The sequence below is a fragment of the Bacillus sp. SN1 genome (assembly GCF_002796895.1).
In the GTDB taxonomy this organism is placed as follows: domain Bacteria; phylum Bacillota; class Bacilli; order Bacillales; family Bacillaceae; genus Bacillus; species Bacillus inaquosorum.
The window spans coordinates 1,594,308-1,613,596 of sequence record NZ_PHIE01000001.1 but is presented as its reverse complement, the minus strand read 5'-3'; the positions used below and the strand labels follow the sequence as shown (position 1 = coordinate 1,613,596).

The following is a 19,289-nucleotide window of genomic DNA, read 5'->3' as shown; positions in this document are numbered from 1 at the left end:
CTTTCTTTTAAAAGCCAAACTGTAAATTGGTATCAACAGATACAATGGTATACACACAAATAATTACAAAGAGATTAAGGACGACGCCGAGCAGGCCGGGGCCTGTGCGCCCTCTCTTGATGAAGAGCTCAATAATGCCAAATGGAACGGCAGCCATGGCGAACGGAAGCATTTGATAGGAATAAATTGTGACGTTGCTGATAATCGCCAAATTCAGCAAGAGCAGGGACAGAATCGCTGTCCCGACTGAAATCCAGCCGAATACATTGTGTTCTTTAAAAATTCTTACCAGTTCCATAATTCCACCTCGCCGACATTCGCGGATTTTACAGATTTGTTTTTCAGCATGCGTTGGATTTCCTTGGTTGGTCCTGTAACGACCGAACCGTATACATTGACACCGTTTTTCTCTACATAATCCAATCGGTTATCCACTTTCAGGTCTTTTCGTTTTGAAATGACCTGTGCCCATTTTTCATGCTTGGACATGAATGTCAGGGCGTTGATAAACTGATCGCCATTTGATTTGCCTTTTGAATTAAGCGCAGCCAAGAACTTTGAATCCTTTCCAGGATAGCCAAGCGGCTCTGCGTATACTGTATCGTTTGTGTTTTTCTCTGTTTCGATTGCATTCCATAAAAAGCTTACATCATAGCCTTTGAACTTGTTATACACTTCTTTTGTCGGGTATGCACGGTCATATGAAAGGTAGACCTCGGATACAGTTCCTTCAGGCAATGTCTTTAACGTTTTTTCTGCTTTTGCGGTTGTTTGTTCTGACGCACTTGATGGGTGTGTAAAGTAATGGCCGGTTTTATGCACTTCTAGGTCATAGTAGTTAACGGCCGGCGCTTTCACTTTATTATAAAACATTTCAACCCGTTCATTCCCTACTGCGACCGTCTTCGTACCGATCTGCTTCTGCAGCGGGAATTCCGTATTCATGCCAAACAGCTTCACTTGGCTTTTCAGTCCGGATGTATCGACAAGAACATTCGGCATGGTCAGGGCTACAGTGACTGCGGCGGTTTCCATAAACTCATTGCCGGTGCTGTGTTTTCCTCCCATTCCGTAATAGAGGTAGCTTCCCAGCGTACAAAGCGGCAAAATCATCAATGTCGAAATGACGGCAAGCACAGAAATTCGCAAATAAGACTTGCGTTTGCCGTAGGCTAAAATCGCTTTTTGTTTTTCAGGACTGATGCTGACATCCCAATCGTTATCGTCCTGAAGCTCGCTGTCAATCAATTCCTGATACACTTCGAGCTTCTCAAGTTCTTCCTCAAATGCGGTCATTTCCTGGTCGCTCATTTCCCCGTTTTTATATTGATCAAAACGCTTTTTAAATTCTTCATTCATCATTAACACCTCTATTATAAAGTGCTTTCAGCCGCTGTCTGGCACGAAATAAAACACTTTTAAAATTCGCCTCTGAAATATTCATAATATGGGATGCTTCTTTGTAATTTAACTCTTTTAAATAATATAGCGTTAAGGCCTCCCGATAATTATCGGGGAGCTCGGACATATAACCAGTCAGCACTTCCTTTATCTCTACCTGGTGGGCAGGGCTCTGAACAGCATTTTGAAAGAGGCTTCCGATCAAGTCATCAGAAATGGTTACTTCTTTCTTATGCTTTCTGACGTAATCAATGAAGGCGTTTCGCGCCACTTGAAAAAGCCAGGGCTTTACTTTGCTGTGATCATAGGAGTGAATGTGTATGTATGCCCGCATAAAGGTTTCCTGCAGCAAGTCTTCGGCAAGATGCTTGTCTTTTGTCATGGAGAGCAGGAACCTGTAAACATCATTCATGTACATTTGGTAAATTTCATCGATCGTCACTGCCTTTTCTCCCCTCTATCTTATACACGTATAAGAAAGGTTTAAAGTTGCACATTACGTGCAAACGGCTTTTTTATACCTAATCAAACACCATTTATATATAGTAACCAAAAATGGCCGCAAAAGATAGTACCGAGAAATGTTTAACATTTTTGCCAGCGGGGAAAAGATAGTGAAAAAGTGAAGGAGTGGCACAATGGAATATACCAGTATAGCAGACACAGGAATAAAAGCCTCCAGAATCGGCCTCGGCACATGGGCGATTGGCGGAACCATGTGGGGAGGCACGGACGAAAAAACATCAATCAAAACAATCCGCGCCGCTCTTGATCAGGGGATCACACTGATTGACACCGCGCCGGCTTACGGCTTCGGGCAGTCCGAGGAAATCGTTGGGAAGGCGATAAAGGAGCACGGCAAAAGAGATCAGGTGATTCTCGCAACAAAAACGGCTCTGGACTGGAAGAACAACCAGCTGTTCCGCCATGCGAACAGAGCGAGAATCATAGAGGAAGTCGAGAATTCTTTGAAACGGCTTCAAACGGATTATATTGATCTTTATCAGGTGCATTGGCCTGATCCGCTTGTGCCAATTGAAGAAACGGCTGAAGTCATGAAGGAATTATATGATGCCGGGAAAATCCGGGCGATTGGCGTCAGCAATTTTTCAGTTGAGCAAATGGATACATTTCGCGCCGCTGCACCGCTTCATACGATTCAGCCTCCATATAATCTGTTTGAAAGGGAAATCGATGAGAATGTTCTTCCGTATGCGAAAGACAAACAGATCACAACATTATTATACGGCAGTTTATGCAGAGGGCTGTTAACAGGCAAAATGACCGAAGAGTATACATTTGAGGGCGACGATCTGCGAAATCACGATCCGAAATTCCAGAAGCCCCGCTTTAAAGAGTATCTTTCTGCTGTCCATCAATTGGACGAGCTGGCGAAGGCACGTTATGGAAAATCAGTGATTCACTTGGCCGTCAGATGGATCTTAGACCAGCCGGGGGCGGATATTGCTCTTTGGGGGGCAAGAAAGCCTGAGCAGGTTGAGGCGGTATCTGAGATTACAGGCTGGACACTGAGCAGTGAAGATCAAAAAGACATCAGTACCATATTAGAAAATACGATATCAGACCCGGTCGGGCCGGAGTTTATGGCACCTCCGACCAGGGAGGAAATATAACAAAAGCTGAGGGCGAATCCTCAGCTTTTTCGCGTTTTAATCGGAGAAATCATAAAAATTAGTACCAGGTAATAAAAAATGTTGTTATAATAAGTAACAGAAAGAATCATTGATTACGACAAAGGAAGTGCGATATGTATAAGTTTTGTGCTAATGCTTTAAAAGTTATTCTTTCTCTTCGCGGAGGAGTGAAGGTGTATAACAAAGAAAACCTTCCGGCCGATTCAGGTTTTGTCATCGCGTGTACACACTCTGGCTGGGTTGATGTGATCACACTCGGAGTCGGGATTCTTCCTTATCAAATACACTACATGGCGAAAAAAGAGCTGTTTCAAAATAAATGGATCGGTTCGTTTCTGAAGAAAATTCATGCCTTTCCGGTAGATCGGGAAAACCCCGGGCCAAGCAGTATTAAAACACCGATTAAGCTGCTGAAAGAAGGAGAGATCGTCGGTATCTTCCCAAGCGGAACAAGAACCTCTGAGGACGTGCCTTTGAAAAGAGGTGCGGTAACGATTGCGCAGATGGGGAAAGCGCCGCTCGTTCCCGCTGCTTATAAAGGGCCTTCGAGCGGAAAGGAATTGTTCAAAAAAGGAAAAATGAAGCTTATTATCGGTGAACCTCTACAACAGGCTGATTTTGCCCACCTGCCGTCAAAGGAAAGACTGGCAGCAATGACAGAGGCTTTGAATAACAGTATTAAAGAGCTTGAAATGAAGCTGGAGCAGTTATAAACCATCATTACTTTCACGCACTGGTTTCCCAATTGTTTATAAGTTCCTCGGCAATTAGCTATACTAATTGAGGAACTGATTATTGGGAAAGGTTACGGAAAATGAAAAAAATCATTGTAGTAGGGGCTGGGATTTTAGGAGCGTCAACAGCATATCAGTTAGCCAAAATGGGGGCTGAGGTTCTTGTTATAGATCGGAAAGATAAGGGACAGGCCACCCATGCGGCGAAAGGCATTATTTGTCCATGGCTGTCACCCAGGAAAAATCAGGCGTGGTACAGGATGGCGAAGGCAGGAGCGCACTTTTACCCCTGTTTCATAGAGGAGCTTAGAAAAGAAGGCGAGAAAGAAACGGGTTATGCTCCTGTTGGTGCTCTTAGTGTACATCACGAGAAAGAAAAGATAGAGAAAATTGAAAAAAGGGTGCAGGAACGTAAACTAGATGCCCCGGAAATCGGTGAGATTTCCTTTCTTTCTGAAATGAAAACCGCTGGCATGTTTCCGATGCTGGCTGAACGGTACCATTCCATTCATATAAGCGGAGCAGCCCGAGTGGATGGTGAAGTGCTGAGAGATGCATTAGTTCGTTCTGCTCAAAGAATGGGAGCTGTTTTTTTAACAGGCGATGCCAAGCTTCAATATCATTCAAAACGAGTGACAGGCGTATCCGTCGGTGATGAAAGTTATGCTGCTGACGAGGTGATTGTTTGTGCCGGTGTATGGGCAGACCAATTGCTGGCGCCTTTAGGCATTCACTTCAAAGTAAGCGTGCAAAAAGCGCAAATCATATATGTGCAGGTTCCGGCCGCAAACAATATGGAAAGCTGGCCTGCTGTGATGCCGCCTTCTAAGGAATATCTGTTAGCTTATGCTGACAAGAGAATGGCCATCGGAGCGACTCGTGAAGATAACATAGAAGGACATGATGTACGGATAACGGCCGGCGGGCTGCAGGAGTTGTTGAACAAGGGGTTAGAAATGGCTCCTGGTTTAGAAAACAGCACCTTTCAGGAGGCAAGAGTCGGTTTACGCCCTTTTACCCCAGGTGATGTGCCGGTGATCGGACGTCTTCCCGGCTGGGACGGGATAATAGCAGCAAATGGGCTTGGATCGTCAGGATTGACTATGGGGCCCTATATGGGGCAACAGCTGGCGAAGCTGGCTCTCAAAATGGATGTAGATATCAATTTAGAGGATTATGATATAAAAAAAGCAGCAGAAGTTCATTGAACATCTGCTGCTTTTTGGTGTTTATTTGTTTGACAATGACAGCTGATCCTCTGGCAGTGCCTTGAGTGAACCGTCATTATTTAACACATTACGCCATGTATAACGCGGTTCATAACCAAGGACCTTTTTCGCTTTATCAATTGCCATCAGCGTTTCATATCCTTTTATATCTCTTTTTAAAGAGACATCCCGGAAAAACCGCTTAACTAAGTCTTCGCTCGGTTCTTTCATGATGGTGTCCGGCGCAGTAATATGGAAGACATCGTTTCCGAGATTGTTTTTTTCGACTGCAAGAAGGCAAGCCTGTGCAGCATCTCTGACATCACAATAGGCCCATGCATTTTTCTTTTGTATATCTTTTTGCTGCTCGTTCCAGTGCATGCCAGGGATTTTTTCGTACTCATCAGGCTCGTATATATTCGCAAAACGGAGGGTGACGATTTGTGTATTGGTAAGTTTTGAATACATGTCTGAGAGGATTTCAGTCAGCCGTTTTGCCATGGCATAAGATGATTTTACGATCGTCGGGTGCTCCTCGTCTACAGGAAGGTAGCTGAGCTCTTTCGGGACAAACGGATATCCCAGCACCGTTTCACTTGAAGCCCATACCAGCTTAGGGATTTTAAAATCTTTACAGGCTTCCAGGACATTAAAGTTGACGAGCATATTATTTTCAAATATCGCCTGGGAGGTATTCCTGACATCGGTCGGAATATTCCCAAGGTGGACCACAGCATCACAGCCCATAATAAGCTGACATACCTGGCCATAATCCCGCAAATCTGCTTGAATAAATTTTTTCGATGCTGATTCTTCTCTTAATAACCGATCTGACGCTGTTACATCATGGCCGGCCTCCAATATTGCTCTTACGGCCCACCGTCCTATTTTACCCGCTGCTCCAGTTACCACTACTTTCATGTTTTCACTCCTTTTTCTCGCTTTTAAATGAGATCCAGTCCCCTGATTAGAATTCCCGAGGATTACCGTTTTATTAGCAGCAGTTTTCATAGGAGAAGAATAGGAATGTTAAGACAAAACATAATAAAAAAGACACCTCAATAAAAGGTGCCTTTTTATATTACGCTTCTTTCGGTTCTCCAGCTTCGATCAGCTCTTCTGTCGCGAGCTTTTTCACTTCAATGTAAGCGACGTGGTGGCCGTCGATTTCGTTGATGATAAATTCGCAGCCTTCTTCGATGATAGAATCGTCTTTTTCAACATCGTATTTTTGGGTAAGGAACCATCCGCCGATTGTATCGACTTCTTCGTTCTCTAAATGAATGCCGAGCAGGTCGTTTACTTGGTCGATTAACACTTTTCCGTCAAGAATATAATGGCCTTCGCCGATTTTGCGAATTTCGTTAATTTCATCAATATCAAATTCATCGCGGATTTCGCCGACGATTTCTTCGATAATGTCTTCAACCGTTACGAGCCCGGCAGTCCCGCCGTATTCATCAGACAGGATGGCCATGTGGACCCTTTCTTTTTGCATTTTGACAAGCAGATCTTGGATCGGCGCAGATTCAATGACATGAATGATCGGGTTGACGAATTGTGAAATCGTGGAATCAACTGATACCTCGCCGCTGATGCAGGCTGTCAGCACTTCTTTAATATTAATAACCCCGATAATGTTATCCTTATCGCCCTCTTCCACAGGGTAGCGGGTATATTTTTCAATCTGAATGATGTCCATCATTTCAGAAATTCTTATATCATGCGGAAGGCTGACAATTTCGGTCCGCGGAATCATAATTTCCTTCGCGAGCCTGTCGTCAAATTCAAAGATTTTATTCACATATTTAAACTCTGACTGGTTAATTTCACCGCTTTTATAGCTTTCAGACAGAATGATGCGCAACTCTTCTTCAGAGTGAGCCAGTTCGTTTTCTGAAACGGTCTCCAGGCCAAATGCTTTTGTCAATAACCGTGCGGAATTGTTCAAAAGCCAAATGAACGGAAACATAATGCGGTAAAACCAAATCAGCGGTTTCGCAAACAGCATAGACACTGCTTCCGCCTTTTGGATAGCGACTGTCTTAGGTGCAAGTTCTCCGACAACAACGTGCAGGAACGTGATAATGGCATACGCAAAAATAAACGATATGACATGTGAAAGGGAACCTGGAACGTTCAATTGTACGAAAAGCGGATGAAGCATCCTTTCAATCGTTGATTCACCTAAAACCCCTAATCCAATGGAAGTCAATGTAATTCCGAGCTGACACGCAGATAAATATTCATCAAGATGCGTGGTCACTTTTTTTACGGCTATTGCTGCTTTATTTCCTTCCGCGATCAGCTGATCAATCCGTGAGCCTCTGATTCTGATAATGGCAAACTCAGATGCCACGAAAAATGCCGTCAGGGCGATTAAAACAGCGACAAAAATCAAATTCACTATGTCCAATTAGAACCTTCATCCTAGCAATGAGAATGAAGGTAACACCTCCTGTTAGATAAAATGGTTTTAACTTAACAGCAGCATAAATGATTGGAACACGGCGAGCTTTTCGGGCGGGAGCTTGCTTTTCAGCTTGTCAAGCTCCTCGGGCTTCAGCCGTTCAAACCGATGCAAGATTCCGGAGATGTTTTGATTCATATGATCAATTTCTAATGCCAGATTTCCAATTTCATCATCAAGTATAGCTGAAGAGGGAAACTGGTTCTCCAGTCGATCTTTAATATCGGACAGGGCCAATCGCTGCTTCTTGCAATCTACAATAAATATGAGTCGTTTTAGTGCGTTTTCATCGTAGTAACGGTAATTTGAACAGGATCTGGCCGGCGTAAGCAGACCGAGATTTGTATAATAATCAACTGTTCGTTTCGTTACTCCGGCAAGTGCCGCTAGTTCACTGATACGATATGTCTCAGCCCCATCTATATCCCTCCCAACCATCACGTTATAGTTATGAGAATAGTTTAATATATGAACGGTGTCTTGCACAAGTTTATTGTTTTTTACAGACGTGTACTGGAAGTTGTGGAATTCATATTCTGATTGAAGTAACATAGAAAGATAGAATTTTCAAATTTTTCATACGGAAGGGACAGATGAAATTGGCTGGGTTATCCCGGGAAATTGAAGAAAACTTAAATAAAGGATCATGGATCCGCAAGCTGTTTGATGAAGGCGCAAGGCTGAAGAAAGAGTTCGGGAATGACCAGGTATTTGATTTTTCAATCGGAAATCCGGTTGTTGAACCGCCTGAAGCTTTTAAGAGAGCATTAATAGAGGAAGCTGCCAAAGGAAATCACGGATACATACAAAATCAAGGGCTTCCGGCAGCAAGAGAAAAAGTAGCGCAGTTTCTGGGGTCCCGTTTTGAAGCCGAGTTCTCGGCGGAGCGAGTCGTCATGACGGTAGGCGCAGGCGGCGCATTGAATGTCGCGTTAAAAAGTATCGTAAACCCGGGTGAAGAGGTTATTATTCTCGCACCTTATTTTGCCGAGTATAAATTGTATATTGAGAACTACGGGGGAAAAGCTGTAAGCTGCCCGTTGACGTCCCGGTTTGAGATTGATATTGAGGCGGTGAGACAATCGGTTACCTCAAAGACGAAAGGGCTGATTCTCAATACACCTCATAACCCGACAGGCACTGTTCTCAGCCAGAAAAATATAGATGATTTAGGCGCTTTATTAAAAGAAATAGAAGAGAAGAGCGGACAGACGATTTATGTGCTGTTTGATGAACCGTACAGTCAATTAATCTATGATGAAGAGCTGGCAAATCCGTTTCTATCGTATCATCGTGTGATTTTGGCGAGCTCATTCAGTAAGGATCTCGGCATAGCAGGAGAGCGGCTCGGGTATATCGGATTAGACAGCAAGATGCCGGATGCCGCCCTTTTGATCAACGCTTTTGTGTTCTGTAATCGAACGCTTGGATTTGTGAATGCGCCTGTCATGATGCAGCGGGCTGTGGCAAGAATGGATGATTTAAGAGTAGACGCAAGCGCTTATAAAGAGCGCAGGGATTTAATGGTCGGTATTTTAAAAGAAGCCGGTTTTGAATTTGAAATGCCGAAGGGCGGTTTCTTCATTTTTCCGAAATCGCCAATTGAAGATGAAGTCGCATTTTGCGTCCATGCCGCCCAAAAATACAAATTATTAATCGTGCCGAGCAGCGGTTTTGGAATGAAAGGGCACTTCCGTTTATCCTTCAGTGTGCCGATCGAGCAGATTAAAAACTCACGGGATATTTTCGTTTCTTTATATAAAGATTTTGCTTAGGAAAACAAAGAAAAAGAAAACGGCTTTGAATGCTGTTTTCTTTTTTCATATTCACGATATCTCTCCTTTGCCAATCCAAACAGCCTGCTCCATAATAAAAGTCTAAAAATTAAAAATCATTTTTGGAATGAGTTGTGTTACAATAAAATATACAATTTATAATCAAACTTTGACTTGGAGGTGGTATGATGGGGCCCTCTGCTTAGGCAACAATACACCGCGTACCTCAATGTTAAGGAAAAATGATTATATCAGGAGGTGACTCCTTATCCTTTGATGAGAGGATAAGGTTAAATGGACGATATTGACAGTCTGATTTTAATTGGCGTGCTCATTGCTTTAACCGCGTTTTTCGTTGCAAGCGAGTTTGCGATTGTTAGAGTAAGGAGATCCAGAATTGATCAGCTTATAACGGAAGGAAACAAACGGGCGATACTCGCAAAGCGTGTCATAACAGATTTGGATGAATATTTATCCGCATCCCAGCTGGGCATTACATTGACATCAATCGGACTCGGCGTGCTGGGGGAGCCGGCATTTGAACGGCTGCTGCATCCATTGTTTGAACCGCTCGGCCTGCCGGAATCGGTTTCTCATGCAGTTTCTTTTGCAGTCGCGTACGCCTTGATCACGTTCCTGCACGTTGTTGTGGGCGAACTGGCCCCGAAAACGGTCGCGATTCAAAAGGCAGAACAGCTGACCTTGCTGATAGCTGGTCCATTGCGTTTATTCTATTTGCTCCTGTTTCCGTTTATTTGGATCCTCAATGGATCGGCGCGGTTTTTATGCGGCATGTTCGGTTTAAAGCCTGCGTCAGAACATGATGGTTCCCATTCTGAGGAAGAACTTAGAATGCTGTTGTCTGAGAGTTTAAAAAACGGAGAGATTAATCCGTCTGAATATAAATATGTGAATAAGATTTTTGAATTTGATAATCGGATCGCCAAAGAAATTATGATACCGCGGAAGGAAATGGCCGCTGTGTCAACAGAGATGACGATGGCCCAGATGCTTGAAGTCATGCTGAAGGAAAAATACACGCGCTGGCCTGTCACAGACGGGGACAAAGACAGTGTCATCGGTTTGGTCAATACGAAGCATTTGTTTTCTGATTTGCTGTTTATGACAGAAGAGGAACGAATGAAGATGACGATTCATCCGTATGTGCGGCCCGTAATTGAAGTGATTGAAACCATCCCGGTTCATGATTTGCTGATTAAAATGCAACGCGAACGCATTCATATGGCCATATTGTCGGATGAATACGGAGGGACCTCGGGACTTGTGACGACTGAGGATATTCTTGAGGAAATTGTCGGCGAGATCAGGGATGAATTTGATGAAGATGAACAGCCGCTGATCCAAAAGCTTGGCGACCGCCATTATGTGATGGATGGAAAGGTTCGGATTGATCAGGTGAACAGCCTTCTTGGCGCATCGATTCAAGAAGACGTCGATACGATCGGCGGGCTGATATTGAAAGAAAACATCGATATTGAGGCTGGTGAATCCATCCGCATCGGTTCATATACGATAAAGGTGCTGAAGATGGACGGCCGATTAATCAAGCAAATCGATATAAAAGAAGAGGCCGGCAACACAATCGGGGTTACAGCGCACCATACGCTGCCGATGCCCGAGCCTGTAATGCTGAACAGTGCAACCTTGAGCGAGAAATAAGCTCAAGGTTTTTTTACGCTGCGATTGTCCAGCCGCACCAAAATGCCAAAAGCGACCCGCAAAGCGTCAGGGCGATGTACAGGATGCTTTCCATTACGCGTTTGGCCAGCAGGAGCTGAACACTTTCAACGCTGAAAGTGGAAAAGGTCGTAAAGGCGCCAAAAAATCCCGTGCCGATGACGAGGGAGGCCGAAGCATTCGTGACGTGAAGCCCTGTAAACATTCCGAGCCCGAAAGCTCCGAGAATATTAACTGTTAATATGCCAATGGGCAGGCTGAGGCCTTTGGTATTGGCGGTTATGACATTGCCAAGCCAGAAGCGCAGCATCGCGCCAAGTCCGCCCGCTATGAAGATACCCGCTAGTGTCATCTTTCCTGCAGCCCCTTTCTTTGCTGAATGCCTGCAATGCGCCGTCCCGCCAGAACGCCAATCAGCGCAAGAACGATTCCTGATATCAATGAGACTGCCATATACAAAACAGCCAGTGAGGATTGTGTTTGCAAAAGCATCACCGTTTCTTTAGAAAATGTGGACATTGTTGTAAAGCCGCCGCAAAAACCCGTGCCTAAAAAAGCCAACAGCAAAGGCTGTTTTGCCCTGACCATAAAAAAGCCGGTCAGAATGCCTAATAGAAGGCTGCCTGCCGCGTTTTCCAGCCAGGTTGCTGCCGGGAACGGATCGTTGTGCATCCACATGTTTAATCCGTATCGGAGGCAGGCGCCAAGCGCACCTCCGATAAAAACCGCGCTATATATTTTCATGTTTGCCATCCTTTTTGATGAAATCCGGGTAGTCTGTTACGATGCCGTCCACGCCCATGGCTTGCAATTTTGCTGCTGCCTTTTGATTATTGACAGTCCATGCAAATACTTTTAAGCCGGTTTTATGGGCGGAAGCGATCATTAGCCGGTTGAGTCGTGTGTATTTTATATTGACATAGTTTGCGATAGATTGGCAGGCCTTTAGCTGATTTCTGGACAGCATGCCAAAATTGGGTCTTGTAATGACTGCTGTCGAAATCGATGGATAAAGCTCGCGGAACCGCTGGACGGAGCGGAACTGAAAGGATTGGACAATATTATTAATAGAAAAAGAAAATTGCCCTAACAGCTGTCCCACTTCTTCTTCAATTCCGACTTGAGATGAATGGCCTTTTAATTCAATTAAAAGGCCGATTTTTTTGTGGTAGCGCTTGAGCACCGCTTCCAAGGTTGGAATACGCTCTCCCTGAAAAGCGGGGCCGTACCAGCTTCCTGCATCGAGCTTCTGTAATTCCTCCAATGTAAAATCCTTAACAAAACCCGATCCGTTTGTTGTTCGGTCAACCCTGTCATCGTGTATCACAACAATCTGCCTGTCTTTAGTAAGCTGGACATCCAGTTCGATCATATCTGCATTCATTTTCACCGCAAGGTCAAAGGCGGCAATCGTATTTTCCGGAGCGTAGCCGGATGCTCCGCGATGGGCAATGGTGTACAAGCTCAGTCAGCTCCTCGTATGGGCATTTCTGTTATTGTATCAAATCCATATATGCGCGGCGATACAAACTGGTGAATTTTTTCTGCCAGATCGGAATCGTCCGGGCTGAGCGTTGCGTATAACTAAAAAAAGACACTCAGCGTATCAGAGCATATTTCGTCAGAAAATTAGGTCTTTCGACATGTTCACAACAAATTCTGATCCTTTATAATAGCAAAAAAGGAGGCGAGATCATGGGAAAAGGGAGAATTAGAGTGGAGGAAAGAATTAAAGCCGAAACGGATGCTGAAATGCAAAAAGCAACTCTCCTTGATCAGACACAAACGAAAAAAAGTAAGTGACTGTCCCTATTGAATCTGGCTGAAAAGATGAATTGAGAAATGGCCCCGGCGTTAACGCCGGGGTTTTTTGCTGCAAAAAGACATTTAGAAGAGCATCGTTACGAATCTTTTAGTATAATAAACATTCGATTGAGATAGAGGGGAGACTGTCATGCCAGATTATCTGCAGCAATATTTCACGCTTGATAAAATCATACAAATCGGCATCAGCTTGGCGATTTTGCTGGTGTTTCTTATACTTAGAAAACTGTTTACAAGATATTTCTTTAATCTGCTTTTTAATTTGACAAACCGGCCGAAAACAGAAATTTTCAAACAGGTGGTACTTGCGTTTGACAAGCCGGCCAGATGGTTTTTTGTTGCCTTGGGGCTGTTTTTAGCGATCCGCTATTCACCGTTTTTAGACGAGCAAATGCCGGTCATCAGCAAAATATACCGTTCACTGATTGTGGCGCTCTTGTCCTGGGGGCTTTGTAATTTAACCGCAACGTCGTCGTTTATCTTCCATAAGGTGAATCAGCGCTTCGAGCTGGACATGGATGATATTCTGGCTCCGTTTTTATCCAAATTGCTCCGTTTTGTCATTATTGCGCTCAGTGTCAGTGTGATCGCTCAGGAATTCAATTATGATGTCAATGGATTTGTAGCGGGCCTTGGTCTTGGCGGACTGGCTTTTGCGCTTGCCGCGAAGGATACCATCAGCAACTTCTTCGGCGGGATCATTATTATTACTGAGAAGCCGTTTACTATCGGTGACTGGGTGGAGACGTCGACGGTAACCGGATCAGTAGAGGATATTACCTTCAGGAGCACGAGATTCAGAACAGCACAGGGGGCGCTTGTAACGGTGCCGAATTCTACGCTGTCAATGGAAGCGATCACGAACTGGACAAGAATGACCAAACGCCAGATTACGTTTTCCATTCATGTGTCCTACGCTACGCCGATTGAGAACCTTGAACGCTCCATTCGTTCTCTCAGAACAATGCTCTTGGAGCATGAGGGCGTTCATAATGAAACGATCATGGTCAATTTTGATACGTTTGCCGACAGCTATTACAATTTATTTTTCAACTTCTATACAAAAACAACGGTTTGGGCTGAAAACCTCGATATTAGAGAGGACATCAACTATAAAATCATTGAAATCCTTGGCGCAGAAGGTGTCGAGTTTGCATATCCCGGCCAAATGGTTGTTGTAAAGCAAAAGCACCAAAACGATCCGTTCCAAGTGAATCTAAATAAAGAGGAAAAGGAACGGGCTTAAAAAGGGGAAGACTTCGTCTGACAGAGGCGGAGTCTTTTTCATGGTAAAATAAGAGAAAAAAAGGCGGTGTTGAGGTGGAAGCATTCAGAAATATTTTAAATGAAGCGCAGCGAATTGTCGTGCTGACCGGAGCGGGAATGAGCACAGAATCAGGAATTCCCGACTTTCGATCAGCCGGGGGCATTTGGACGGAGGATGCCTCAAGAATGGAAGCGATGAGCCTTGATTATTTTTTAAGCTATCCGCGTCTGTTTTGGCCCAAATTCAAAGAATTGTTCCAGATGAAAATGAGCGGCAGCTTTGAACCGAATGAAGGGCACTTGCTTTTAGCTGAGCTGGAGAAGCAGGGGAAACAGGTCGATATTTTTACGCAAAACATTGATGGTCTTCATAAAAAAGCCGGGAGCAGACATGTATATGAACTGCACGGCTCTATCCAGACAGCAGCTTGTCCGGCATGCGGCGCCCGATATGATCTCCCTCATTTGCTGGAGCGGGAGGTGCCGGAGTGTACGGCAGCCGGAAAAGATGGGGAGATTTGCGGAACGGTATTAAAAACAGATGTTGTTCTCTTTGGCGATGCCGTCCTGCACTTTGACACCCTTTATGAAAAACTGGATCAAGCAGATCTTTTATTAGTCATCGGCACGTCTCTCGAGGTTGCTCCGGCGAGGTTTGTGCCTGAGGACGCAAGCCGGATTCCCGGCATGAAGAAAGTCATCATTAACCTCGAGCCGACGTATTGCGACAGCTTGTTTGACATGGTCATCCATCAAAAAATTGGAGAGTTTGCCCGGAGTTTGGGCATAAAAAAGTGAGGCCGCACTTATGCGCCTCACTTTTTTTATTCGTGAACAGGAACCATTGTGTCCTCTAACACTCCGAAGGAATAGCCCTTTTCTTTTAGTTTATTGATTAGTACCGGCAGCGCGTTTACTGTAGCAGGAAGATCATGCATGAGAATCACATACGGCCGGTTTGAATGGCCGTGTTCCATATTCTCAAGCTGCTGTAAGACTGCAGTCACATATTTTGAATTGCGGTATTTCCAGTCCATGCTGTCGATCGTCCAATCCCAGTACACAAAACCGTCTTTTTCAAGATTGCGGATTTGTGAGGCGGTCAGTGACGGCTTGCTCCCGTATGGCGTTCTGACAAGATCGGTTTTATAACCTGTAATGTCTTGCAGCGTGTCACGCGCCTCCTGCATTTCTTTTAACGGAGATGTCGGCGTTTGATAGAACAGTTTGTTATTATGGGTAACGCCGTGTAAACCGAGTGCGTGGCCTTCCTTTTCTGACCTTTTCACAGCTTGTTTGAATTCGTTCATCCGCGGTGACAGCATAAAAAATGTCGCTTTTACATCAGCGCTTTTCAGTACGTCGAGCAAGCGGTTTGTAAAGGCTGACGGGCCATCATCGAAGGTTAAGTAAACCGTCTTATCTCCCATGTTCCGCTTTGTCTGCAGATGTTTTATCAGCAGATCGGGGGAGTCGTTTTTCAGCTCCAGGCTTTCCTTCTCATCACGAAGCTGGCCGTTTGTTGTGACAGTGACTTCCTTTGCTTTTGATGAGCTATTGGAATAACCCAGTATCACCATAAGCAAAAGCAGCACACATAAAACTGCTAAACTTGCAAATTTAAAAGCAAGCGAAACGGCAGAAGGAGAAGCGTCTCCTCTCGTTTGTCGCATAACAATCTCTCCATTGGCATAAAATCTCTACATACAGCTGTACAGCAGGCAGCTTATGAAGATGCCATATGTTTACAACCTATGTATTACCAGTCAAGTATACAGGAATAAAACTGGAAAGAACATAGGGAATTTGTCGAAATATCAGATTTTAAGGGGAAAATAAACTCCTTCCCGCTATAGATCTCTTGATCTTTCTGTTTTTCAGCTTGTCCAATATGATAGAATAAGTGACAATAACAGCTTGAAAAACATCAGGGAAAATCTCGAAAAGGGAGGGCTTTTATGAAGGTTTTAGTCAATGGCCAGCTGATTGGGCGCAGCGAAGCATCGATCGATTTGGAGGATCGCGGTTATCAGTTTGGTGACGGTATCTATGAGGTTATCAGGGTGTACAAAGGGGTATTGTTCGGCTTGCGCGAGCATGCGGAGCGTTTTTTCAGAAGTGCGGCTGAAATCGGAATTTCACTGCCATTCAGTATAGAAGATCTCGAGTGGGACCTGCAAAAGCTTGTACAGGAGAATGCAGTCAGTGAAGGAGCGGTATACATTCAGACAACAAGAGGTGTGGCGCCGCGAAAACACCAGTATGAAGCAGGACTTGAGCCGCAGACGACTGCTTACACATTTACTGTGAAAAAACCGGAGCAAGAGCAGGCATACGGAGTGGCAGCCATTACAGATGAGGACCTTCGCTGGCTGAGATGCGACATCAAAAGTCTGAATTTACTGTATAATGTTATGACAAAGCAAAAAGCCTATGAAGCTGGAGCATTTGAGAGCATTTTAATGAGAGACGGCATTGTCACGGAAGGTACATCCTCTAACGTTTATGTTGTTATCAATGGAACGGTGCGAACACATCCTGCTAATCGGCTCATTCTTAATGGAATTACACGGATGAAGATTTTAGAGCTGATTGAAAAGAATGGGGTCAAGCTTGATGAGAAGCCTGTCAGTGAGGAAGAGCTGAGACAGGCGGAAGAAATCTTTATTTCCTCAACGACGGCAGAGATCATTCCGGTCGTGACGCTCGATGGAGAGTCGATCGGAAGCGGTAAACCCGGACCGGTGACAAAACAGCTTCAGGCTGCTTTTCAAGAAAGCATTCAGCAGGCCGCAAGCATTTCATAATGAAGCATAAAAAAAGAGCCCGCTTTGCAAGCGGCGCTCTTTTTATTTTTTAACAAATCCAATCAAAATGGAGATCATCGGTGATATATAGAGGAAGAACGTAAACGGGATATAGTCTATGACGGGAACACCAAGCGCGCTCGCCATAAAAGCGCCGCTGACGCCCCAAGGGATCAACGGGTTAATCAATGTCCCGCCGTCCTCTAATGATCTTGTCAGAAATTTTCGCTGGATGTTTTGTTTGTCATATAAGGATTTAAATGATTGTCCCGGAATTAATATCGATAAATACTGTTCGCCGGTTGCAAGATTGACGCCGATGCTTGAGCCGACGGTCGCCGCAACAAGACGGCCTTTTGAGCGGACGCCTTTCATGACGCCTTCCAAAAGTGCAGAAATCAATCCGATTTTCTCCATCAATCCGCCCAGTGCAAAAGCAATCATAATGAGAGAGACAGAGCTCATCATGGATTGCAGTCCGCCTCTGTTGATAATTTTTGCGGCCGCTTCATTGTCAGTTTGGAACGTCGTGCCATTTTGCAAAGCTGTCATAAACGCCTGCAAGCTGCTGTCAGGTACAAAAATAGCAGTCAAAATTCCCGAGGAAATAATTCCGATAGTCAGAACGGGAATTACAGATACACGCTTAATCGCCAGCAAAACGACTAAGAGCGGGGAAAGAAGAGCCCACGGTGTCACGTTTGCGGCATCCTTTATTCCGGTGATGACATGTTGGATATCATCGGTTGAAGCAGCATCCGCTGATACAGATAAACCGAGAAAGTAAAACAAAACGATGGTGATAAGCAAAGCCGGAATGGTAGTGCCCATCATATGGCGAATATGTTCAAAGATCGGTATTTCGCCTATGCCGGCGGCGAAATTGGTTGTGTCTGACATCGGAGACATTTTATCACCAAAACAAGCGCCGCATATGACTGCGCCGGCCGTCCATTCAAGGGGAACACCGGCCGCACTCGCCACGCCGATCAGCGCTACCCCAATCGTGCTCACAGTTGTCAGGCTTGAGCCGACAAGTGTGCTGATGATCATGCATGAAAACAAAGCTGTCAAAAGAAGGTGGCTTGGTTCAATAAAGGACAGGGCATAAACTGTCACGGACGGTATGGCGCCGCTGTACATCCAAGCGCCGATTAAGATGCCGATCAGCGCCAGAACGATAATTGGCTGTACGCCGTTTTTGATCCCCTCTACAATCCCTTTTTCTAGGATCCTCCAAGAAAAACCGAACCATAAACCGGCTGCTGAAAGCATGACAACACATAGAAACAGCGGGATATGCGGTTCTGTATGAAGAAAGAATAAGCAAGAAATAATGATGCCTAACATGAATATAAATAAACCGACGGCTAACGGAAACGTCAGCTTTTTTTGAGAATCCAAAATAACACCCCATATATCTTTAATGCTTTTGTGCTTTTGGGCACGAAAGCATTATAACAGAAAAAAACGAAAATCTATGTTTTTTCACAATTATGAATATAAAAAAGCGAGCACAGGGCGTGCTCACTTCACGATTAGAACGGGTATATCAGATTTCGCTGAAAGCTTTTCACTTACACTTCCGAATATTAGCTTTTTCAGCCTGTTTTGGTCTCTGCTTCCGGTTACGATCATATCGGCAGAAATGCGGTTTGCATGTTCGATAATCGATTCAGCCGGATCACCTTCTAATATATCGATATCTCCATTTGCCTGCTGGTCATTCAGCATCATTCTGGCTTCGGCGATGACTTCTTCCGTACGGTCTTCATAGATCATTGGCTCAGGTGGTGCAACATCTGATATCAGCGGATCAGGAACACTTGTCATGCCTCCGCCAATATAGCTTGCCCCTGCTGCGGGCCTCGGCGGGGCGATGATGGTTTGATTGTCTTTCATATCATATGAATGGGCGACGGTAATGGCGGCATTTACGGTTTTAGCAAGATCGATGGCTGTCTGAAGCGCTTTCTTACTATTTTCACTTCCGTCAAACGCGACAATGATACGGTCAGCATGAAACATCATTCTCACCCTTTCAAAAAACGTCTTACAACACAATACCCGGATTTGAGTACAATTAACCTTTTCCTATTCAAGTCATGATTGACAAAAAAAGGTTTTGTTTATATGATGAAAAAAGATGAAATCAGAATGGAAGGAGGGTTTGCTATGCCAAGGAATTTGCGTGTTTATCAAACAGTTTCATATTGGCGCGGCAAACCCTATGTTCTGTTTAATTGAACGGTTTTTTGGGTCGAGCCGCGCGCTGAAAAGCGCTGTGCATATCATATCGGTTAGAAAAGGCATGGAGCTGACGCTTCATGCCTTTTTTATATACAAAATCTAAGGAAAGACAGGTGTATGGGATGTGAAGACAAATACAAAGGCGAGGGTAGCTCATGTCAAGCTGAACGAAAAAAGCTGCAAGGAAAAAATAGAAGGCGG

At 44.6% G+C, this 19,289-nt stretch carries 22 protein-coding genes; 10 read left to right on the top strand and 12 right to left on the bottom strand.

Annotated features, from left to right (window positions below):
• Positions 1-7: 7 nt before the first annotated feature.
• Genes CVV77_RS08200 through sigM form a run of 3 tightly spaced genes read right to left on the bottom strand, consistent with a single transcriptional unit; the run spans position 8 to position 1,843 of the window.
• Complete coding sequence (locus tag CVV77_RS08200) at positions 8-298, bottom strand: hypothetical protein (RefSeq protein ID WP_003239559.1); 291 nt, start codon at positions 296-298, stop codon at positions 8-10.
• Complete coding sequence (locus CVV77_RS08195; RefSeq protein ID WP_080010757.1) at positions 286-1,362, bottom strand: anti-sigma factor; 1,077 nt, start codon at positions 1,360-1,362, stop codon at positions 286-288. Before CVV77_RS08195 ends, CVV77_RS08200 begins: the two co-directional genes overlap by 13 nt.
• Positions 1,352-1,843 carry an RNA polymerase sigma factor SigM gene (sigM, locus tag CVV77_RS08190; protein WP_003224177.1) on the bottom strand — a complete coding sequence of 164 codons (492 nt, stop codon included), beginning with the start codon at positions 1,841-1,843 and terminating at the stop codon, positions 1,352-1,354. Before sigM ends, CVV77_RS08195 begins: the two co-directional genes overlap by 11 nt.
• A gap of 196 nt (positions 1,844-2,039) precedes the next feature.
• Between sigM and akrN the strand changes: the two genes are divergently transcribed.
• The 3 genes from akrN to CVV77_RS08175 all read left to right on the top strand — a co-directional run bounded on the left by akrN (position 2,040) and on the right by CVV77_RS08175 (position 4,998).
• A complete protein-coding gene (gene akrN / locus CVV77_RS08185; RefSeq protein WP_100275074.1) occupies positions 2,040-3,035 on the top strand; it encodes an aldo/keto reductase AkrN in 996 nt (331 codons plus the stop codon).
• Between the two features lie 134 nt (positions 3,036-3,169).
• The gene (locus CVV77_RS08180; RefSeq protein WP_019257912.1) at positions 3,170-3,769 is read left to right on the top strand and encodes a 1-acylglycerol-3-phosphate O-acyltransferase; all 600 of its coding nucleotides are present in this window, start codon (positions 3,170-3,172) and stop codon (positions 3,767-3,769) included.
• A 101-nt stretch (positions 3,770-3,870) separates the two neighbouring features.
• Positions 3,871-4,998 carry an NAD(P)/FAD-dependent oxidoreductase gene (locus CVV77_RS08175; RefSeq protein WP_100275073.1) on the top strand — a complete coding sequence of 376 codons (1,128 nt, stop codon included), beginning with the start codon at positions 3,871-3,873 and terminating at the stop codon, positions 4,996-4,998.
• A 21-nt stretch (positions 4,999-5,019) separates the two neighbouring features.
• Here CVV77_RS08175 and CVV77_RS08170 read toward each other — a convergent pair whose 3' ends face one another.
• The 3 genes from CVV77_RS08170 to cueR all read right to left on the bottom strand — a co-directional run bounded on the left by CVV77_RS08170 (position 5,020) and on the right by cueR (position 7,906).
• Positions 5,020-5,919: an NAD-dependent epimerase/dehydratase family protein gene (locus CVV77_RS08170; RefSeq protein WP_100275072.1), complete on the bottom strand. Its 900-nt coding sequence runs from the start codon at positions 5,917-5,919 to the stop codon at positions 5,020-5,022.
• A 160-nt stretch (positions 5,920-6,079) separates the two neighbouring features.
• The gene (locus CVV77_RS08165) at positions 6,080-7,414 is read right to left on the bottom strand and encodes a hemolysin family protein (protein ID WP_003239552.1); all 1,335 of its coding nucleotides are present in this window, start codon (positions 7,412-7,414) and stop codon (positions 6,080-6,082) included.
• 60 nt (positions 7,415-7,474) lie between these two features.
• The gene (gene cueR, locus CVV77_RS08160; RefSeq protein ID WP_100275163.1) at positions 7,475-7,906 is read right to left on the bottom strand and encodes a Cu(I)-responsive transcriptional regulator; all 432 of its coding nucleotides are present in this window, start codon (positions 7,904-7,906) and stop codon (positions 7,475-7,477) included.
• Between the two features lie 155 nt (positions 7,907-8,061).
• Here cueR and CVV77_RS08155 point away from each other — a divergent pair, with 155 nt between their 5' ends.
• Together CVV77_RS08155 and CVV77_RS08150 are read left to right on the top strand one after the other, a co-directional pair.
• A complete protein-coding gene (locus tag CVV77_RS08155) occupies positions 8,062-9,243 on the top strand; it encodes a pyridoxal phosphate-dependent aminotransferase (protein ID WP_100275071.1) in 1,182 nt (393 codons plus the stop codon).
• Positions 9,244-9,537: 294 nt separating this feature from the next.
• A complete protein-coding gene (locus CVV77_RS08150) occupies positions 9,538-10,923 on the top strand; it encodes a hemolysin family protein (protein ID WP_100275070.1) in 1,386 nt (461 codons plus the stop codon).
• A 13-nt stretch (positions 10,924-10,936) separates the two neighbouring features.
• On the opposite strand, the gene crcB is transcribed toward CVV77_RS08150, so the two are convergent.
• Genes crcB through CVV77_RS08135 form a run of 3 tightly spaced genes read right to left on the bottom strand, consistent with a single transcriptional unit; the run spans position 10,937 to position 12,403 of the window.
• Positions 10,937-11,293, bottom strand: coding sequence for a fluoride efflux transporter CrcB (crcB, locus tag CVV77_RS08145; RefSeq protein WP_100275069.1), 357 nt, complete (start codon positions 11,291-11,293; stop codon positions 10,937-10,939).
• Complete coding sequence (locus CVV77_RS08140; protein ID WP_084991763.1) at positions 11,290-11,685, bottom strand: fluoride efflux transporter FluC; 396 nt, start codon at positions 11,683-11,685, stop codon at positions 11,290-11,292. Before CVV77_RS08140 ends, crcB begins: the two co-directional genes overlap by 4 nt.
• Entirely contained in the window at positions 11,672-12,403 is a 732-nt protein-coding gene (locus tag CVV77_RS08135; protein ID WP_088111229.1) for a glycerophosphodiester phosphodiesterase, read from the bottom strand. Before CVV77_RS08135 ends, CVV77_RS08140 begins: the two co-directional genes overlap by 14 nt.
• A gap of 233 nt (positions 12,404-12,636) precedes the next feature.
• On the opposite strand from CVV77_RS08135, the gene CVV77_RS08130 reads away from it, so the two are divergent.
• The 3 genes from CVV77_RS08130 (at position 12,637) to srtN (ending at position 14,829) form a co-directional block, all read left to right on the top strand.
• Positions 12,637-12,744, top strand: a complete 108-nt coding sequence (locus CVV77_RS08130) for a YhdX family protein (protein WP_003224203.1) — start codon at positions 12,637-12,639, stop codon at positions 12,742-12,744.
• A gap of 151 nt (positions 12,745-12,895) precedes the next feature.
• Entirely contained in the window at positions 12,896-14,011 is a 1,116-nt protein-coding gene (gene mscY, locus CVV77_RS08125; protein ID WP_100275068.1) for a small-conductance mechanosensitive channel protein MscY, read from the top strand.
• Positions 14,012-14,085: 74 nt separating this feature from the next.
• Entirely contained in the window at positions 14,086-14,829 is a 744-nt protein-coding gene (gene srtN, locus CVV77_RS08120) for a sirtuin NAD-dependent deacetylase (protein WP_100275067.1), read from the top strand.
• Positions 14,830-14,855: 26 nt separating this feature from the next.
• On the opposite strand, the gene CVV77_RS08115 is transcribed toward srtN, so the two are convergent.
• A complete protein-coding gene (locus tag CVV77_RS08115; RefSeq protein ID WP_100275066.1) occupies positions 14,856-15,704 on the bottom strand; it encodes a polysaccharide deacetylase family protein in 849 nt (282 codons plus the stop codon).
• 285 nt (positions 15,705-15,989) lie between these two features.
• Between CVV77_RS08115 and dat the strand changes: the two genes are divergently transcribed.
• Positions 15,990-16,838, top strand: coding sequence for a D-amino-acid transaminase (dat, locus tag CVV77_RS08110; protein WP_084991755.1), 849 nt, complete (start codon positions 15,990-15,992; stop codon positions 16,836-16,838).
• Between the two features lie 42 nt (positions 16,839-16,880).
• On the opposite strand, the gene nhaC is transcribed toward dat, so the two are convergent.
• Together nhaC and CVV77_RS08100 are read right to left on the bottom strand one after the other, a co-directional pair.
• Positions 16,881-18,242, bottom strand: coding sequence for a Na+/H+ antiporter NhaC (gene nhaC, locus CVV77_RS08105; protein ID WP_100275065.1), 1,362 nt, complete (start codon positions 18,240-18,242; stop codon positions 16,881-16,883).
• Between the two features lie 123 nt (positions 18,243-18,365).
• A complete protein-coding gene (locus CVV77_RS08100; protein ID WP_100275064.1) occupies positions 18,366-18,866 on the bottom strand; it encodes a universal stress protein in 501 nt (166 codons plus the stop codon).
• Positions 18,867-19,029: 163 nt separating this feature from the next.
• Between CVV77_RS08100 and CVV77_RS08095 the strand changes: the two genes are divergently transcribed.
• Positions 19,030-19,191 carry a hypothetical protein gene (locus CVV77_RS08095; RefSeq protein WP_019257926.1) on the top strand — a complete coding sequence of 54 codons (162 nt, stop codon included), beginning with the start codon at positions 19,030-19,032 and terminating at the stop codon, positions 19,189-19,191.
• The last annotated feature ends 98 nt before the right edge of the window (positions 19,192-19,289 follow it).

What these genes read in the sequence shown, in the direction of transcription:
- CVV77_RS08200 (WP_003239559.1), bottom strand. Translation starts at nt 298, where the DNA reads ATGGAACTGGTAAGAATTTTTAAAGAACACAATGTATTCGGCTGGATT.
- CVV77_RS08195 (WP_080010757.1), bottom strand. Translation starts at nt 1,362, where the DNA reads ATGATGAATGAAGAATTTAAAAAGCGTTTTGATCAATATAAAAACGGG.
- akrN (WP_100275074.1), top strand. Translation starts at nt 2,040, where the DNA reads ATGGAATATACCAGTATAGCAGACACAGGAATAAAAGCCTCCAGAATC.
- CVV77_RS08180 (WP_019257912.1), top strand. Translation starts at nt 3,170, where the DNA reads ATGTATAAGTTTTGTGCTAATGCTTTAAAAGTTATTCTTTCTCTTCGC.
- CVV77_RS08175 (WP_100275073.1), top strand. Translation starts at nt 3,871, where the DNA reads ATGAAAAAAATCATTGTAGTAGGGGCTGGGATTTTAGGAGCGTCAACA.
- CVV77_RS08170 (WP_100275072.1), bottom strand. Translation starts at nt 5,919, where the DNA reads ATGAAAGTAGTGGTAACTGGAGCAGCGGGTAAAATAGGACGGTGGGCC.
- cueR (WP_100275163.1), bottom strand. Translation starts at nt 7,906, where the DNA reads ATGGTTGGGAGGGATATAGATGGGGCTGAGACATATCGTATCAGTGAA.
- CVV77_RS08155 (WP_100275071.1), top strand. Translation starts at nt 8,062, where the DNA reads ATGAAATTGGCTGGGTTATCCCGGGAAATTGAAGAAAACTTAAATAAA.
- CVV77_RS08150 (WP_100275070.1), top strand. Translation starts at nt 9,538, where the DNA reads ATGGACGATATTGACAGTCTGATTTTAATTGGCGTGCTCATTGCTTTA.
- crcB (WP_100275069.1), bottom strand. Translation starts at nt 11,293, where the DNA reads ATGACACTAGCGGGTATCTTCATAGCGGGCGGACTTGGCGCGATGCTG.
- CVV77_RS08140 (WP_084991763.1), bottom strand. Translation starts at nt 11,685, where the DNA reads ATGAAAATATATAGCGCGGTTTTTATCGGAGGTGCGCTTGGCGCCTGC.
- CVV77_RS08130 (WP_003224203.1), top strand. Translation starts at nt 12,637, where the DNA reads ATGGGAAAAGGGAGAATTAGAGTGGAGGAAAGAATTAAAGCCGAAACG.
- mscY (WP_100275068.1), top strand. Translation starts at nt 12,896, where the DNA reads ATGCCAGATTATCTGCAGCAATATTTCACGCTTGATAAAATCATACAA.
- CVV77_RS08115 (WP_100275066.1), bottom strand. Translation starts at nt 15,704, where the DNA reads ATGCGACAAACGAGAGGAGACGCTTCTCCTTCTGCCGTTTCGCTTGCT.
- dat (WP_084991755.1), top strand. Translation starts at nt 15,990, where the DNA reads ATGAAGGTTTTAGTCAATGGCCAGCTGATTGGGCGCAGCGAAGCATCG.
- CVV77_RS08100 (WP_100275064.1), bottom strand. Translation starts at nt 18,866, where the DNA reads ATGTTTCATGCTGACCGTATCATTGTCGCGTTTGACGGAAGTGAAAAT.